The organism is Hamadaea sp. (assembly GCF_013362815.1).
Lineage (GTDB): Bacteria > Actinomycetota > Actinomycetes > Mycobacteriales > Micromonosporaceae > Hamadaea.
In genome coordinates this window covers 17,705-32,886 of the sequence record NZ_JABFVK010000104.1, presented here as the reverse complement: position 1 = coordinate 32,886, position 15,182 = coordinate 17,705, and the positions used below count along the sequence as shown (strand labels likewise).

Genomic DNA, 15,182 nt, shown 5'->3' with positions numbered 1-15,182 from the left:
ACAGCCCCCGCCGGTCAATCGCCCGGCGAGGGCTGTGGACAACATCGGGGGTGACGTCACCCCGGCGGACCTGCGCGATCGCGTAGCGTAGCCCCACCGAGGTGACGCTCGAGATCACCCCATGTGGGGATAGCGGTAGTCCGTCGGCGGGACGAACGTCTCCTTGATCGTGCGCGGCGACATCCACCGGACGAGGTTCTGCCACGACCCCGCCTTGTCGTTGGTGCCCGACGCGCGGGCTCCGCCGAACGGCTGCTGGCCGACGACCGCGCCGGTCGGCTTGTCGTTGATGTAGAAGTTGCCCGCCGCGAAGCGCAGTTCGGTGGACGCCCATTCGATGACGCGGCGGTCGGTCGCGAAGATCGACCCGGTCAGCGCGTACGGAGCGGCGCTCTCGGCCTGGCGGACGGTCGCCTCGAAGTCGGCGTCGTCGTAGACGTAGACCGCCAGGATCGGGCCGAAGTACTCGGTCGTGAAGATCTCGTGCGTCGGGTCGGTGGATTCCACGACGGTCGGCCGCACGAAGTAACCGACGCTGTCGTCGCAGGTGCCGCCGGCGATGACGGTGCAGGAATCGTCCTTGGCCACCATCTCCAGCACGTTCTTGTGCTTGGCGAAGGCCCGGGCGTCGATCACCGCGCCACCGAAGTTGCCCAGGTCGCTGACATCGCCATAGGTGATCGCCTCGGCCGTGGCGGCCAGCTCGTCGCGTACGCCGGACTCCCAGAGCGAGCGCGGCACGTAGGCCCGCGACGCCGCCGAGCACTTCTGCCCCTGGTACTCGAACGCACCCCGGACGAGCGCCGTCGTCAGCGCCTTCGGGTCGGCGCTGGGGTGGGCGACGACGAAGTCCTTGCCGCCGGTCTCCCCGACGATCCGCGGGTAGGACCGGTAGCGCTCGATGTTCTCGCCGACCGTCCGCCACAGGTGCTGAAACACCCGCGTCGACCCGGTGAAGTGGATGCCCGCCAGGTCCGGATCGCTCAGCGTCACGTCCGAGACGGCGATGCCGTCGCCGGTCACCATGTTGATCACGCCGGGCGGCAGGCCGGCCGCCTCGAACAGGCGCATGATGAAGTGGGCCGCGAACTGCTGGGTGTGGGCCGGCTTCCAGACGACGGTGTTGCCCATGAGCGCCGGCGACATCGGCAGGTTGCCCGCGATCGCGGTGAAGTTGAAGGGCGTCACGGCGTATACGAAGCCCTCGAGCGGGCGGTGGTCGAAGCGGTTCCAGATCCCGGCCGACGAGTTCGGCTGCTCACCGAGGAGCTTGTGACCGAAGTGGACGTTGAACCGAAGGAAGTCGATCAGCTCGCAGGCGGAGTCGATCTCGGCCTGGTACGCCGTCTTCGACTGGCCGAGCATCGTGGCGGCGTTGAGCGTGCTGCGCCAGGGTCCGGCCAGCAGCTCCGCCGCCTTCAGGAAGATCCCGGCGCGGTCTTCGAAGGAAAGTTCGCGCCACATCGGCGCGGCTTTCCTGGCCGCCGTCACCGCCGCCACCGCATCGGCGTTAGTCGCATTGTGGGTGACTCCCAGCACGTGCGCATGCTTGTGCGGCTGGACGACGTCGATCGCCTCTCCGCCCGCCATCCGCTGCTGCCCGTCGACCGTCATCGTCAGCTCGACCTGATCGGCCGCCAGCTCGGTCAACCGCCGTTCGAGGTCGGCCCGCTCCGGGCTGCCGGGCGCGTAATCGCGTACCGGTTCGTTGCGGGGTTCCGGCGTGACGAACAGGGCATCCATGGTGTGCTCCCAGACGTTGGCTGCGGTGGCAAGGTCTCGCATACATCCTTGCATGCCCGTTCGTTCCTGACACGGGGTCCCGCAGGCCCCTGTGACAACCACCATCCGTCTCCCTCAGCCCGGCTCGATACGCTTGGGCCGCCCCTCATCAAGGAGATTCCATGAGCAAGACCGGCATCGCCGATCGCGCCCCCGCGCCGAGCGCCCAGGACACGTCCGCGATCAAGACCGGCGTACCCACGGCGATCGCGGCCGTCGGCCTGGTCTGGCTCGCGGTCACCCTGGCCGTGGCCCGCGGCACGCTGCACGGCAGCACCGGCGACGTGGCCCTGAGCACGGCCGCCCTCTCGCTCCCGGCCCTGATCCAGGCGGCGTTGTTCGCCGGGATCGCCGCCGGGTTCGCGGTGACGATCGGAATCGTCCGGAGGCGTACGCGGATCATCGCGGGCTTCGGGACCGGGCTGGGCGTCGGAGCGCTCGCGTTCGGCACGGTTCTCCTCGGCTATGGGTTGCAGCAGGGGCTGGAGACGGCGGTCGCCGCGTCGATCGGCGTCGCGGCCCTGCTCGGCGGCGGGATCGGCACGCTACGGCCGGCCCGGATGCTCCAGACGGGGCTGACCGCCACGTTGCCCGTGATCGTCCTCGGCTATCTCGTGGGGCACTTCTCGGAGCCGTTGCTGAAGCTCTTCGGCGACAACGGAACGGTCGCCTCCCGGTACAGCGCCTCGGGATACATCGGCATGACGGAGGCGCTGGTCCAAGGGCTGGTCGCCGGGATCGTCGCGTTCGTGCTGCTGCGCCGAAGCGGCCCCATCAAGGTGAAGGACAACCGGCTCGTCTTCGCGGCGTACGCCTTCGCCGGAGCGCTGCCCGGACTGATCATCGGCCTGAGCGAGATCTTCACCCGAGTCGGGGCGGCCTGGCTGATCGACATGGCGACCGAGTTCAGCGACTACGACAAGATTCTCTTCGGCTGGGGCAACGGCAACCGGACCAACCAGGCGCTGGTCGTCTTCTTCATCGGCGCGCTGGTGTCCCTGATCCTCTACGGCCGGACCATCAAGAAGCCCGCCGCCTGACCGATGTGACGGCGGTACGCGCGAGCGGAACCGCTCAGAGCAGCACGGCGGCGGTGGCCAGCCAGGCCCCGTCGTCCTGCCGCTCGATGCGGAAGGCGAACGCGATCACCGTGCCGTGCGCGTTCAGCACGACCGCCGCCTCCCCGATGCCCGGGCGCGGCTCGCACACCCGCAGGCGGCGCGGCTTGACGGCGGCCCCCCGGGCGGCGTTGCGCGGCCGCAGCTCGCCGACCCGCTTGGCCAGCCGGGAGATCTCCTCGGTGATCTGGACGGCTTCGGCCGGACGGCAGATCCGGGCCAGCTGGGCACTCGGCCGGAAGCCTTGGCACACCTCGAGGCAGAGCATGAGGAAGCGGCGCGCGGCGGTCTGGCACACTCCAGAGGCACCGACGAGCGCCGCCAGGGGCAAGGCCTCCTCGGGCGCAGCGACGGCCACGGCCCCCGTCGTGGGTGCGACCTCGTCTGCGCAAGGCGGCTCGTGGGCCGGTGCCGGGAGCAGCCGGTGCACGGAAGTCATCGCAGACCCTCCGGTTCGCTTCAGTTGCCTCTGTTTGCCTGTGGTGTGAACAGACTAGCGCGGTTTGTCAAGCTCCGGTAGATCGCCGCCCACAAATGGATTGTCGCGGATGAAATCGGCCGTCTCGGCGTACATGCGGGTGATGAAATCCTCGAGCTTGCCGCGCTCGACGCGCCACTGACCGCGCCCACCGATCTTGATCGCGGGCAGATCGCCACGCCGGACGAGCGCGTAGACCTGGGCGAAGGAGATGTTGAGCTCCTCGGCCACGTCGTTGAGTTCGAGGAAACGGCGTTGTTCCATCCGGATGACCTCACCAGCCTGCGTTTGCCTAAGTTTGCCACGTGACGGCGAGGATGCAAGCCGGTCACACCACCGACTCGCGGCGCCGGGGTGTATGAAGAGCGGGGTAACCGACGACGTGGAGGAGGCAGGGGTGGCCGAGGACAAGGTCCGGGTCTACCTGGCGGCGACGCTGCCGATGCTCGCCCAGGCGCGCACGGCCGGCGAGGTCGCGACGGTGACGGCGCACGCGGTCACACCCGCGCTGCGGGAGTGGTACGTCGAAGGCGACGAGGAGGAGCTGGAGTACGTCGCATTCACCCGGGCGGCGCAGGACGCGCTCCGCCTGCTGCACGCGGACGCCGGAGCAGTGCGCCGCCGGGTGGTGCTCTCCGCCGACGTGCCGGGCCGGTCGATCCAGCCCGTCAACGGCGATCTCGGTTCCAGCGAGATCCACCTCGCCGGCCCGGTGCGGCTGGCCGACGTGGCCGCGATCCACGTCGACGACGCGGACGCCGAGACGGCGGTCGCGGCGGCGGCGGAGGTCGTCGACCAGGCAGCCGCGGGCGATCCCGACGCACAGTTCACTGTGGATGGCGCGGAGGATCACGAGCTCCTCTGGTACGCCCCCAGCGAACTGGCCGACGTGCTGGACCTGTGACGCCGATCGGCCCCCCTCCGTAGTGGAGAGGGGCCGATCCGGTGTTCGATCAGGAAGCCGCGCCGTGGCAGCGCTTGTACTTCTTGCCGCTGCCGCACGGGCAGGGCGCGTTGCGCGAAGTGGCGACGACGGATTCGTTCGAGACGGCGGCCTTGGTCTTCGCCCCGCCGCGCGGCGACGGCTTGCGCCCCTGGGCGGCGGCGGTGCCGAGACCCAGCGCCGGAGCCTGCTCCACCTTGGTCCCGCCACCCTCCGTCGGGGAGGTGTAGCTGAGGTTGCGCGGCTGCGAGCTGCCACCGAGGCCCTTGGCCTTGATCTCGACGTTCGACTCGAAGTGCGGCACCGCGAGACCGGGCTGCACCGGCTCGGCCGGAGTCGCCGGCTCCTCTTCCTGCACCTGGACTTCGAGGTTGAAGAGGAAGCCGACCGCCTCCTCCTTGATGCCCTCCATCATCTGGGCGAACATGTCGAAGCCTTCACGCTGGTACTCCACGAGCGGGTCGCGCTGGGCGTACGCCCGCAGACCGACGCCTTCCTGGAGGTAGTCCATCTCGTAGAGGTGCTCGCGCCACTTACGGTCGATGACCGCCAGCAGCACCTGACGCTCCAGCTCCCGCAGCGCCTCGGTGCCGAGCTGCTCCTCGCGGCTGGCGTACGCCTCGTGGATGTCTTCCTTCAGCTGCTCCAGCATGAAGTCCGAGTCGAGGTTGGACCGCTCGCCGCCCGACTCCTCCACCAGCTCGTCGATGGTGATCCCGACCGGGTAGAGCTGCTTGAGGCTGGCCCAGAGCTGCTCGAGGTCCCAGTCGTCGGCGTATCCCTCGGCGGTCGCGCCTTGGACGTAAGCCGTGACGGTGTCGTCGAGCATGTTCTGGATCTGCTCGTGCAGATCCTCGCCGTCGAGGACCCGCTTGCGCTCGGCGTAGACCACCTGGCGCTGCTTGTTCATGACCTCGTCGTACTTGAGGACGTTCTTCCGGATCTCGGCGTTCTGCGCCTCGATCTGCGTCTGCGCGCCCTTGATCTGCCGACTGACCATCTTGGACTCGATCGGCACGTCGTCCGGCAGGCCCAGCCGGTCCATGACCGCCTCGACCGCGCCCGACCGGAACCGGCGCATCAGCTCGTCCTGCAACGACAGGTAGAACCGGGACTCGCCCGGGTCGCCCTGCCGGCCGGACCGGCCGCGCAGCTGGTTGTCGATACGGCGGGACTCGTGTCGCTCGGTGCCCAGGACGTAGAGGCCACCGGCGTCGGCGACTTCCTCGGCCTCCCGCGCGCAGGTCTCCTCCCACACCGGGAGGATCTCCTCGAGAGCCTTGTAGTACTCGTCGCCGCTCTCCTCCTCCGTCAGACCACGCTGACGAAGTTCGGCTGCGGCGAGGAACTCGGGGTTACCGCCGAGCAGGACGTCGGTGCCTCGACCCGCCATGTTGGTCGCGACGGTGACGGCGCCCCGCCGACCGGCCTGCGCCACGATCTCGGCTTCCTTCGCGTGGTACTTCGCGTTCAGGACCGAGTGCGGTACGCCGCGGCGGCGCAGCATCTGGGAGAGGATCTCGGAGTTCTCCACGGAGACCGTGCCGACCAGGACCGGCTGGCCCTTGTCGTGCCGCTCCGCGATGTCCTCGACGACCGCCTCGAACTTCGCCTTCTCCGACTTGTAGATGACGTCGGGCTGGTCCTTGCGGACCATCGGGCGGTGGGTCGGGATCGAGACCACGCCGACGTTGTAGACCTTGTTGAACTCGGCCGCCTCGGTCTGCGCCGTACCGGTCATGCCGGAGAGCTTCTCGTAAAGGCGGAAGTAGTTCTGGAGGGTGATCGTCGCGAGGGTCTGGTTCTCCTGCTTGATCTCGACGTTTTCCTTCGCCTCGATCGCCTGGTGCATGCCCTCGTTGTACCGGCGGCCGTGCAGGATACGGCCGGTGAACTCGTCGACGATCAGGACCTCGCCGTCGTTGACGATGTAGTCCTTGTCCCGCTTGTAGAGCTCCTTGGCCTTGATCGCGTTGTTGAGGTAACCGACCAGCGGGGTGTTCACCGACTCGTAGAGGTTGTCGATGCCGAGGCGGTCCTCGACGCGGCCGATGCCGCGCTCGGTGATCGCGACCGTCCGCTTGGACTCGTCGACCTCGTAGTCGCCCTCGCCGTCGACGCCGCGCTCCAGCCGGGCGACGACCTTCGAGAACTCCTGGTACCACCGGGCGGACTGCTCGGCCGGGCCGGAGATGATCAGCGGCGTCCGCGCCTCGTCGATGAGGATCGAGTCGACCTCGTCCACGATCGCGAAGTTGTGGCCTCGCTGCACGAGTTCGTCCTGCGACCACGACATGTTGTCGCGCAGGTAGTCGAAGCCGAACTCGTTGTTGGTGCCGTAGGTGATGTCGCACTCGTACGCGGCGCGGTGCTCGGCAGCGGGCCGGTTCGGCAGGATCACGCCGACGGTCAGGCCGAGGAAGCGGTGCACGCGGCCCATCCACTCGGCGTCACGCTGGGCGAGGTAGTCGTTCACCGTGATGATGTGCACGCCCTTGCCCGACAGAGCGTTCAGGTACGCCGGGAGCAGCGCGGTCTGCGTCTTGCCCTCACCGGTCTTCATCTCGGCGATGTTGCCGAAGTGCAGGGCCGCCCCACCCATGATCTGCACGTCGTAGTGACGCTTGTGCAGAACCCGGCGAGCGGCCTCCCGTACCGTGGCGAACGCCTCCGGCAGCAGGTCGTCGAGGGTTTCGCCGTCCGCCAGCCGCTCTCGGTACTGGACCGTCAGGTCGCGCAGCTCGTCATCGGTGAGGTCGGTGTAGTTCTCCTCAATCGAGTTGACGGCCGTCGCGATCGCCTGAAGGCGGCGAACCATGCGACCCTCGCCGGCGCGGAGGATCTTCTCAAAAATCGACACGGGTCAGCGCTCCCCTATATGGTCTGCCGACCCATCCTAGGCGGAGTTTCGCCGTTCACCCACCCCCGCCCGGCCGGGTGCCCCTAAAGCGGCATAAACCTCGCGTCTGGGCACAGACTTATCGGCTTGCCCGAGCTGGCAGACTCGACCCATGAGCAGCCCCTACGACCAGCCACAACCCGTTCTCGGCGCGGTCACCGACCGTGGCGAGAAGATCCTGCTGCGGCCGGCCGAGATGCGCGACGTAGACGCGATCTTCGCCGCCTGCACCGACCCCGAGAGTCAGCGCTGGACCACCTTGTCCGCCGCCTACGACCGCGACCGCGCCGTCGGCTTCGTCACCGACTACGCCCCGGGCTGGTGGGCCCGGGAGCAGGGCGCCACCTGGGTCGTCACCGACGCCGCCGGGGCGTACGCCGCCCAGATCGACCTTCGGGTGCTGGCGGCCGATCCGAAGATCGCCGACGTCGGCTTCCTGACCGGCCCGGACGCTCGCGGCAAGGGCTACATGACGGCCGCGTTGCGGACGGCCGCCGCCTACGGACTGCTGCACCTGGGACTGGAACGGGTCGAGTGGAAGGCCCACGTCGGCAACGTCGCCAGCCGCCGGGTCGCCGAGAAGGCCGGCTTCACCTTCGAGGGGACGCTGCGGGCGTACGGGAGCAAGGACGGTCGCCGGGTCGACGAGTGGATCGCCTCTCTCCTCCCGGCCGACCTGCCCGTCGACGCCACGGTGGAGGTAATCGCGTGACTTTTGCGTACCCTGACGTCATCGAGGCCGACGACCTGGTTCTGCGTCACCCCCGGCTCGACGACGCCCCGGCGGTCGGGCGGGCGCTCGACAACCCCGAGGCCGTGCGCTTCCTCCCGAACGTGCCCGTCCCCATGACGACGGAGTTCGCCGCGGACTGGGCCGCGCCGGAGAGCAACGCCCAGCTGATCGCGGCGGGCGGCGTGCGGTACGTCGTCACCGACCGGCGTACCGGGGATCTGCTCGGCGCGGTGAGTCTGCAGCGCTGCCAGGCCGACCGGGCGCAGGCCGAGACCGGCTATTGGGTGGCTCCCCAGGCACGCGGCCGCGGCGTTGCAACCACCGCCGTACGCGCATTGGCGGCCGCTGTGTTCGAGGCCGGGCTGGCCCGCATCGAGTTGTGCACCGAGTGGGAGAACGTCGGTTCGCAGAAGGTGGCGCTGGCTTCCGGTTTCCGCCGCGAAGGCGTACGCCGATCGGCCGCCCCCGGCCGCGACGGCGGACGCCACGACCTGATCACGTTCGTACGCCTCGCGGCCGACAGCGGCGACCCGATCGCGCCCGGCTTGCCACCGTTGCCAGGCGGGCAGCTCTCCGACGGAGTGGTGACCCTCCGCCCGCAGCGTACGCAGGACGCCGCCGACCTGTTCGAGCTGTTCTCGCTGCCGGAGGTGGCCGAGACGAACTTCGGCGACACCACGCTCACCTTGGAGAACCTGACCGCTCGGGCCGCCCGGGTCGGGGCGCTCTGGCTGGCCGGCGACCGTGCCGACATGACCATCCTCGACGCCGAGACCGGGGAGTTCGCCGGAGACATCGGCTTCTACTACTTCATGCGTTCACTCCAGGAGGGCATGATCGGTTACAGCCTGCGCCGGGAGTTCCGCGGCCGGGGGTTCGCCACCCGGGCCGCCGATCTGGTCGCGCGCTGGGCCTTCGAGTACGCCGGAGTCGCCCGGGTGATCGCCGGAACCGACACCCGCAACGAAGCTTCGCAGAAGGTGCTGCAACGGGCCGGCTTCGAACGGGAAGCGCTCATGCGACACCGGCTGCCCGGCCCGGACGGGACCCGGATCGACGACATTCAGTGGGTACGCCTGCCCTGACGCCCGCGCCAACCCGCCGTCCTTGGCGGAGATCAACGGAGAAAATGTGGGGTCATGGCACCGCGAATTTTCCGCTGATCATGAAATTCGGACAATTCGGCAACGCGAAAGGGCAACGCTAACGCGAACAGCGTCGCCTCGCGCCATGGCGCGGGGCGACGCGTAGCGGGCGGAGCGAAGAAGTCAGGGCGCGAGCGTGATCACGCCGTAGTCGTAGGCCTTACGGCGGTACACGACGCTCGGGCGACCCGTCTCCTTGTCGTTGAAGAGGAAGAAGTCGTGCCCGACCAGCTCCATCTGGTACAGGGCGTCGTCGATCGTCATCGGCTCGGAGGAGAACTCCTTCTCGCGCACGATGGTCCACGGTTCGTCGTCGTTCTTGTCGATGGATTCCTCGAGAACGGCTGACTCCATCGGCGGCGGCTCGGCGAAGGCGAGCCCGGCGGTCGCGGCGGCGACCGAGACCGGCGCGCGTCGTCCGCGATGCACGCGGCGGCGGTCGGCCGCCCGGCGCAGGCGCTGCTCCAGCTTGGTGCTCGCGAGGTCCAGCGCGCTGTAGAAGTCTCCCGAGATCGCCTCGGCCCGCACGACCGGCCCCCGGCTCACACACGTGATCTCGACATGCTGGCAGCGCTCCACCTGACGGGGATTGCGCTCGTGGAATAGTTCGACATCGATTCGCTGGATCTTCTGGTCATACCGCTCGACCTTGCTCAGCTTGTCGGCGACATGCACCCGGTAGTGATCGGGCACCTCGACGTTGCGTCCCTTGACGACGATGTCCACGCCTGACCTCCCACGGTCTACCTGTGGTGGCGCCCCGGCGTCCACGCGCTCGGGGCGATGTGCTCTAAACCCCTCCCGCTGGTCCCTCACCCTCTCGGGTGGAACTGCTCTGGACTCTGACGCTAGCCGTTCGTCGCCCGATCGTCATCCTTTGTCTCAAGACCGTTTTACTCGGATTCGCCCGTTCGGGTCGGCACCTCTCATACGCCGTGAATGGGAACGTCGCGCCGGAGTTCGGTGGCCGCCAATGTCACCCCCGCCGCCACCTCGACACCTGTCTCGGCAAGGCGTTCGGAGATCACGGCGAGCGTCGATCCGGTGGTCAGTACGTCGTCGACCACGAAGATCAATCGGCCGCGGGCCACCGCGCGCAGACCGGTCACTCGCGCCGGGCGTACCGCGAACGCGTCCCGCGCCGTCCTCGCGCGGTCCGCGGCGGACAGATGCGTCGAGTCCGCGCGGGGCATCGCCTTCAAGGGGTACGCGATCAGGGCGGCCGTTCCCGCAGCGCGCAGCCGCCGGGCGGCGATCCGGGTCAGCCGGGCCATGTGGTCGCCGTGCCGTTCACGGGCCGCGCCCGGCGTGTCGGGCACCGGGATCAGCAGCACCGGGCGCCGGGCGGCCACCTCGGCCACGACCGCCCCGAGCAGCGCGCCGAGCGGCTTGGCCAGCCGATGGCGATTCCGGTCCTTGTAGTTCACGATCATCGAGCGCAACGGGTCGGCGTACGAACCGAGACTGACGCACAGCGGCAACCCGTCCGGTGCGGGGGTCGGCCGGGTTTCCCGCGGTCGCATGGCCGCCACGGCGGCGACGCAATCAGCGCATACCCCGCTTCGCAGGGAGACCCCGGAAACGGCGCAACCGGCGCACGAGGTCGGCAGGATCAGGTCCGCCAGTGCCTCGTACGCCCGCATGCGTCACTCCAGGAAGAACGGGTTGATCACTTTGCCCTCGGGCTTCGTCCCGACGACGTCGGCCGACAACGAGGTCGTCGGGACCTCATAGGCGCTGCTGTTCGCGGTGTAGACGACCCGGCCGAGCTTCGTCTCGCGCTCGGGGTCCGGGTTGTCCGCGTACGCCATGAGCGAGGTGATCGACGGGAAGCCCTGATACTTCAGCCAGGGCTGTCCGCCGGACCGGCCGATGATGCCGCCGTCCAGCGAGATCTCCATGATCCCGGCGTTGCCGCGGTAGAAACCCGAGACGGCCAGCCAGGACTCGGCGGTGAACCCGACGCCGGTCAGGTTGCTCGGCACGGTGGGCACTCGGCGTACGCCCGCCGCAGTGATCTTGTCGCCTTCGAGCTCGCGGCTCAGCGCGACCATGAACAACCCCTTGGCGGTGACCACGGCCAGCCGTCGGCGCTCCGGCGACAACGCGAAGGCCGTGATCGGACTGGATACCGACGGAATCGTGATCCGCCGCGGATCGGCGTCGACCGTCGTCCGGACCTGGTAGAGCGAGCCGTCCGCGACCGCGAGCAGCGTCTCGCGATCGATGAAGATGGGCCGCAGCACGGTCTCGGGCGTGGTGGCGAACTTGATCTGCCGGCCCTCGGACGACGCATCTGTCCGGGGATAGACGATGAGCTTCGGCCGGCTGCCCTCTCGGCGGACGACGGCGATCGTGCTGATCTCCTTCGGATCCTTGGTGTCGGCCAGGCAGGCGGCCCACTCGATGCCCTGGTTCTGATTCGGCGTGGTCCCGTCGAGGAAGGTGACCGCCGGCTCGACCGGTTCGCCTAGCCGGATCCGGCGTACCCTGCCGTCGGCGACGGCGAACATGCGCTCGGCTGGATGCCTTGCCGCAGCGACGTTGTACGCCTTGTAGGGCTTGCCCGCCTCCGCCTTGACGACGCTCTCGACCTTGATCTGGATCGGCGAGCTGTCCCGCGTCGTGATCGTCTTGACCTCGGGCAGGAGCGTCCAGCTCAGCTGGGCGACCAGCGGATCGAAGACCTCAGGCTCCTTGCCGTCGAACTGGTTCAGATTCACCACGATCTTGCCGCCGTCCGTGGTCGGCGTGTCCTTGAGCTTCATGTCGATCGGCTGGTTGACGATGTTCGCGAGCCAGTCCGACGGGCCGGCCGCGAGGAGTTCGATCGCCTTCCGGGGCGACAAGGTGTCCGGCGACTTGTACACGTAGCGGGCGTCGGGGACGAGTTCCTTCGTAGCCGTCGCCGAGAAGAAGTAGAGCTCCCGATAGTCGTAGAGCTGCGACAACGCGAACGAGGACAGCAGCATCGTCCCCTCGACGTCGGCGGCGTTGTTGTTGTTGCCCTTGTATTGGATCTTCGTGATCACGAAGTCGTTGCCGTTCGGCGTACGCGGTGTCACCCAGACGTCCGCCGTGATCGGCCGGGTGGCCGGCAGCGGTGTGAGCCCCTTCGCGGTCAGCCGGCCGAGCCCGTAGAACTCGATCGGGACCACCAGGGAGTCGAGGTTGACCGTCGGGATCACGGCGTCCAACTGGTCCTGATCGAGCCAGATGACGGTGATCTCGTTTCCCGGCCGCCAGGTCGGCGCGATCTCCCCGCCCAGATACGCCCGGCACCGGGCGCGGGCCTGATCGGGGCCGTCGTCGCCGGCGGGCTGGTGGAAGAAGTCCCGGATGAGCGCCTTCACGTCCAGCCCCGGACCCCAGGTGGGACGGCGAGCCGGGGTGTCACTCGCGCCGCCGATCGGAGCCGGGCCGGTGCCGTCGACGACGATCCCGTCGTGCGAAGCGATGCCACAGGCGCTCAGCCCACCGGCGGCTGCGCCCAGCCCGGCCAGGCGCAGAAGCGTACGGCGATCCATCAGGCGACTCCGGCGGGGTGTGCGGGGGCGGACGGTCCCGCAACCTGCGGCGGAACGGAGTCGAGCAGTTCGGTGGTGACCGTGCCGGACGGCATCAACGGCAACGGCGACGAGGTCAGCCGATCGCCGGCGCGCACGGGGAGGGTGATCCGGAACTGCGCGCCCTGGCCGGGCTCGCCCCAGGCCTCCAGCCAGCCGCCGTGCAGGCGCGCGTCTTCCAGCGCGATCGACAAGCCGAGGCCGGTGCCGCCGGTCTGCCGGGCCCGGGACGGGTCCGCTCGCCAGAACCGGTTGAAGACCAGCTTCTCCTCACCGGGTTTCAGCCCGATGCCGTGGTCGCGCACGGTGACCGCGGCGGCATGCTCGTCCACGCCGAGGGTGACCACGACTGGGCGGCCCTCCGCGTGCTCGACGGCGTTGCCGATCAGGTTACGCAGGACGCGCTCGATCCGGCGCGGGTCGACCTCGGCGATGACCGGTGTCTCCGGTACGGCGATCTCGACCTCGACACCGGCGCGCTCAGCAACCGACTCCAGCCGGTCGACCACGCGCAAGACGATCGGGCCGAGGTCGGTGGGCTCGGCGTCGAGCATGGCGAACCCCGCGTCGAACCGGCTGATCTCCAGCAGGTCGCTCAGCAGGTTCTCGAACCGGTCCAGCTCGTGCTGCAGCAGTTCGGCGCTCCGGGCGACCGCCGGGTCGAACGTGTCGCGTTCGCTGTGCAGCAGGTCGGCGGCCATCCGGACGGTGGTCAGCGGCGTACGCAGCTCGTGGGAGACGTCGGAGGTGAAGCGGCGTTGCAGGCGGGACATCTCCTCCAGGCGCACGATCTGACGCTGAAGGCTGGCCGCCATCTGGTTGAACGAGGAGGCGAGCATCGCCAGATCGTCTTCACCCCGGACGTCCATCCGCTGGTCGAGCAGACCGGCCGAGAGGCGTTGCGCGGTGCGGGCGGCGATCCGGATCGGGTTGACGACCAGCCGGGTCACCAGCATCACGACGAGGACCAGCAACGCCACCAGGAAGAAGCCGAGCAGGGCCATCGAGGTGCGAAAGTCGCTGGTGATGCTCTCGGCGTTGTCCATGGGCTGGAAGTAGTAGAGCTCCAGATAGCCCCAGCGGGTCGGCACCGGAGTGCCGTACACCAGGTAGGTGCGGGTGCCGTTCTGGCCGATGTCGGCCGACACGATCTGGCTGGCCACCTTGTGGTTGACCGCCACCTCGCGGTGCAAACCCGAGCTGATCGCATTGTCGACCGGGGCTTTGTCCGGGTAGACCGCGTCGGTCGCCTGGCCGCTCTCGTCGAGCATCGCGACGACCACGCCACCGCCCTGCTCCGGGGTGATCTTGAGCTGGTTGACGATCTCCTTGATCTGCTGGTTCGCCGCCGCCGAGCCCGGGGACTGGTAGTTGGCGAGCTGGTCGCGGGCGTACTCCGCGCCCAGGCGCAGCTGCTCCCGGGTCGCCTGGCGTACGCCGTCGATCTGCGCGGTGGTGTTCCGGTCCGCCACGAGCAGCCCGAATCCGGCGACCAACGACCCCGACAGGACGAGCGTGATCAACCCCATCCGCAGCTGAAGCGACCGCCGCCAAGCCCGGTGAGCCGCGGTCAGCGCCCGCGCCGTACGCCGCCCGGCCGGACCGGCCGCCCGCAGCGCCCGTTTGACGCCCACGACGACGGCCCGGCGCACCTGCTGGGCCGGGCTGGACTCGGGTGGAGTGGAGGGGTTGTCCATGGGGCACCCAGCCTAGTTCCGTTTACGCGCCGAGCCACCTGGACATTTGGGTGAATCTTCGCGTAGCGCGCGAGGGGAAGACCGCGAAAGGGACGATCAGCTAGTTCCGGCCTTGTATCCCACACCCCGGACGGTGAGGATGATCTCCGGCCGCTCCGGGTCCGGCTCGATCTTGGCACGCAACCGCTGCACGTGCACGTTGACCAGGCGGGTGTCGGCGGCGTGCCGATAGCCCCAGACCTGCTCCAGCAGCACCTCGCGGGTGAAGACCTGCCGGGGCTTGCGGGCCAGCGCCACCAGGAGGTCGAACTCCAGCGGGGTCAGCTTGACCTCTTCGCCGTCCCGGGTGACCGTGTGCGCCGGGACGTCGATGGTGATCTGGTTGCCGGGCGGGCCGATGGTGAGCAGCTCGGGGGCGGAGTCCTCACCGCGGCGCAGCCGCGCCCGGACGCGGGCGACCAGCTCCTTCGGCTTGAACGGCTTGACGACGTAGTCGTCGGCGCCGGACTCCAGGCCGAGGACCACGTCGACGGTGTCGCTCTTGGCGGTCAGCATCACGATCGGGATCCCCGACTCGGCCCGGATCGCCCGGCAGACGTCGATGCCGCTCATCCCGGGCAGCATCAGGTCCAGCAGCACGATGTCGGGCCGGGCCTCGCGGAACGCAGCGAGCGCCCGCTCGCCGTCGGCTACGAAGGCGGGCAGGAATCCCTCACTGCGCAACACGATGCCGAGCATCTCGGCCAGTGCGGGATCGTCGTCGACTACCAGGACCCGGGGTCTCATGGCGTCCAATATTGCACCACGCGCCGGAAATCCCG

13 protein-coding genes are annotated in these 15,182 nt (G+C 68.9%); 4 read left to right on the top strand and 9 right to left on the bottom strand.

Going from position 1 to position 15,182, the window contains the following annotated elements; all coding sequences use genetic code 11:
- Positions 1 to 114 precede the first annotated feature (114 nt).
- Entirely contained in the window at positions 115 to 1,743 is a 1,629-nt protein-coding gene (gene pruA, locus HOV77_RS32735) for an L-glutamate gamma-semialdehyde dehydrogenase (protein ID WP_290869709.1), read from the bottom strand.
- Between the two features lie 161 nt (positions 1,744 to 1,904).
- Here pruA and HOV77_RS32730 point away from each other — a divergent pair, with 161 nt between their 5' ends.
- The gene (locus tag HOV77_RS32730) at positions 1,905 to 2,822 is read left to right on the top strand and encodes a hypothetical protein (RefSeq protein WP_290869620.1); all 918 of its coding nucleotides are present in this window, start codon (positions 1,905 to 1,907) and stop codon (positions 2,820 to 2,822) included.
- 34 nt (positions 2,823 to 2,856) lie between these two features.
- On the opposite strand, the gene HOV77_RS32725 is transcribed toward HOV77_RS32730, so the two are convergent.
- Both HOV77_RS32725 and HOV77_RS32720 read right to left on the bottom strand, forming a co-directional pair.
- Positions 2,857 to 3,339, bottom strand: a complete 483-nt coding sequence (locus tag HOV77_RS32725; RefSeq protein ID WP_290869617.1) for an Rv3235 family protein — start codon at positions 3,337 to 3,339, stop codon at positions 2,857 to 2,859.
- A 54-nt stretch (positions 3,340 to 3,393) separates the two neighbouring features.
- On the bottom strand, positions 3,394 to 3,642 hold the full coding sequence (locus tag HOV77_RS32720) for a helix-turn-helix domain-containing protein (protein WP_290869614.1): 249 nt from the start codon (positions 3,640 to 3,642) through the stop codon (positions 3,394 to 3,396).
- A gap of 133 nt (positions 3,643 to 3,775) precedes the next feature.
- On the opposite strand from HOV77_RS32720, the gene HOV77_RS32715 reads away from it, so the two are divergent.
- Positions 3,776 to 4,282, top strand: coding sequence for a hypothetical protein (locus HOV77_RS32715; protein WP_290869708.1), 507 nt, complete (start codon positions 3,776 to 3,778; stop codon positions 4,280 to 4,282).
- 49 nt (positions 4,283 to 4,331) lie between these two features.
- Here HOV77_RS32715 and secA read toward each other — a convergent pair whose 3' ends face one another.
- The gene (gene secA, locus HOV77_RS32710; protein WP_290869611.1) at positions 4,332 to 7,181 is read right to left on the bottom strand and encodes a preprotein translocase subunit SecA; all 2,850 of its coding nucleotides are present in this window, start codon (positions 7,179 to 7,181) and stop codon (positions 4,332 to 4,334) included.
- A 151-nt stretch (positions 7,182 to 7,332) separates the two neighbouring features.
- Between secA and HOV77_RS32705 the strand changes: the two genes are divergently transcribed.
- Complete coding sequence (locus HOV77_RS32705) at positions 7,333 to 7,932, top strand: GNAT family protein (protein WP_290869608.1); 600 nt, start codon at positions 7,333 to 7,335, stop codon at positions 7,930 to 7,932.
- Positions 7,929 to 9,038, top strand: coding sequence for a GNAT family N-acetyltransferase (locus tag HOV77_RS32700; protein WP_290869605.1), 1,110 nt, complete (start codon positions 7,929 to 7,931; stop codon positions 9,036 to 9,038). The genes HOV77_RS32705 and HOV77_RS32700 overlap by 4 nt, the downstream gene beginning before the upstream one ends.
- Before the next feature lie 183 nt (positions 9,039 to 9,221).
- Here HOV77_RS32700 and raiA read toward each other — a convergent pair whose 3' ends face one another.
- The 5 genes from raiA to mtrA form a co-directional block, all read right to left on the bottom strand.
- Positions 9,222 to 9,824: a ribosome-associated translation inhibitor RaiA gene (gene raiA / locus HOV77_RS32695; RefSeq protein WP_290869602.1), complete on the bottom strand. Its 603-nt coding sequence runs from the start codon at positions 9,822 to 9,824 to the stop codon at positions 9,222 to 9,224.
- Positions 9,825 to 10,024: 200 nt separating this feature from the next.
- On the bottom strand, positions 10,025 to 10,741 hold the full coding sequence (locus tag HOV77_RS32690; RefSeq protein ID WP_290869599.1) for a ComF family protein: 717 nt from the start codon (positions 10,739 to 10,741) through the stop codon (positions 10,025 to 10,027).
- Positions 10,742 to 10,744: 3 nt separating this feature from the next.
- Positions 10,745 to 12,625 (bottom strand): GerMN domain-containing protein, encoded by a 1,881-nt coding sequence (locus HOV77_RS32685; protein ID WP_290869597.1) that lies wholly within the window; start codon positions 12,623 to 12,625, stop codon positions 10,745 to 10,747.
- On the bottom strand, positions 12,625 to 14,361 hold the full coding sequence (mtrB, locus tag HOV77_RS32680) for an MtrAB system histidine kinase MtrB (protein WP_290869594.1): 1,737 nt from the start codon (positions 14,359 to 14,361) through the stop codon (positions 12,625 to 12,627). The genes HOV77_RS32685 and mtrB overlap by 1 nt, the downstream gene beginning before the upstream one ends.
- A gap of 96 nt (positions 14,362 to 14,457) precedes the next feature.
- Positions 14,458 to 15,147: an MtrAB system response regulator MtrA gene (gene mtrA / locus HOV77_RS32675; RefSeq protein WP_253760207.1), complete on the bottom strand. Its 690-nt coding sequence runs from the start codon at positions 15,145 to 15,147 to the stop codon at positions 14,458 to 14,460.
- Between the last annotated feature and the right edge of the window lie 35 nt (positions 15,148 to 15,182).

What these genes read in the sequence shown, in the direction of transcription:
- HOV77_RS32685 (WP_290869597.1), bottom strand. Translation starts at nt 12,625, where the DNA reads ATGGATCGCCGTACGCTTCTGCGCCTGGCCGGGCTGGGCGCAGCCGCC.
- HOV77_RS32725 (WP_290869617.1), bottom strand. Translation starts at nt 3,339, where the DNA reads ATGACTTCCGTGCACCGGCTGCTCCCGGCACCGGCCCACGAGCCGCCT.
- HOV77_RS32705 (WP_290869608.1), top strand. Translation starts at nt 7,333, where the DNA reads ATGAGCAGCCCCTACGACCAGCCACAACCCGTTCTCGGCGCGGTCACC.
- HOV77_RS32690 (WP_290869599.1), bottom strand. Translation starts at nt 10,741, where the DNA reads ATGCGGGCGTACGAGGCACTGGCGGACCTGATCCTGCCGACCTCGTGC.
- mtrA (WP_253760207.1), bottom strand. Translation starts at nt 15,147, where the DNA reads ATGAGACCCCGGGTCCTGGTAGTCGACGACGATCCCGCACTGGCCGAG.
- mtrB (WP_290869594.1), bottom strand. Translation starts at nt 14,361, where the DNA reads ATGGACAACCCCTCCACTCCACCCGAGTCCAGCCCGGCCCAGCAGGTG.
- pruA (WP_290869709.1), bottom strand. Translation starts at nt 1,743, where the DNA reads ATGGATGCCCTGTTCGTCACGCCGGAACCCCGCAACGAACCGGTACGC.
- HOV77_RS32730 (WP_290869620.1), top strand. Translation starts at nt 1,905, where the DNA reads ATGAGCAAGACCGGCATCGCCGATCGCGCCCCCGCGCCGAGCGCCCAG.
- HOV77_RS32720 (WP_290869614.1), bottom strand. Translation starts at nt 3,642, where the DNA reads ATGGAACAACGCCGTTTCCTCGAACTCAACGACGTGGCCGAGGAGCTC.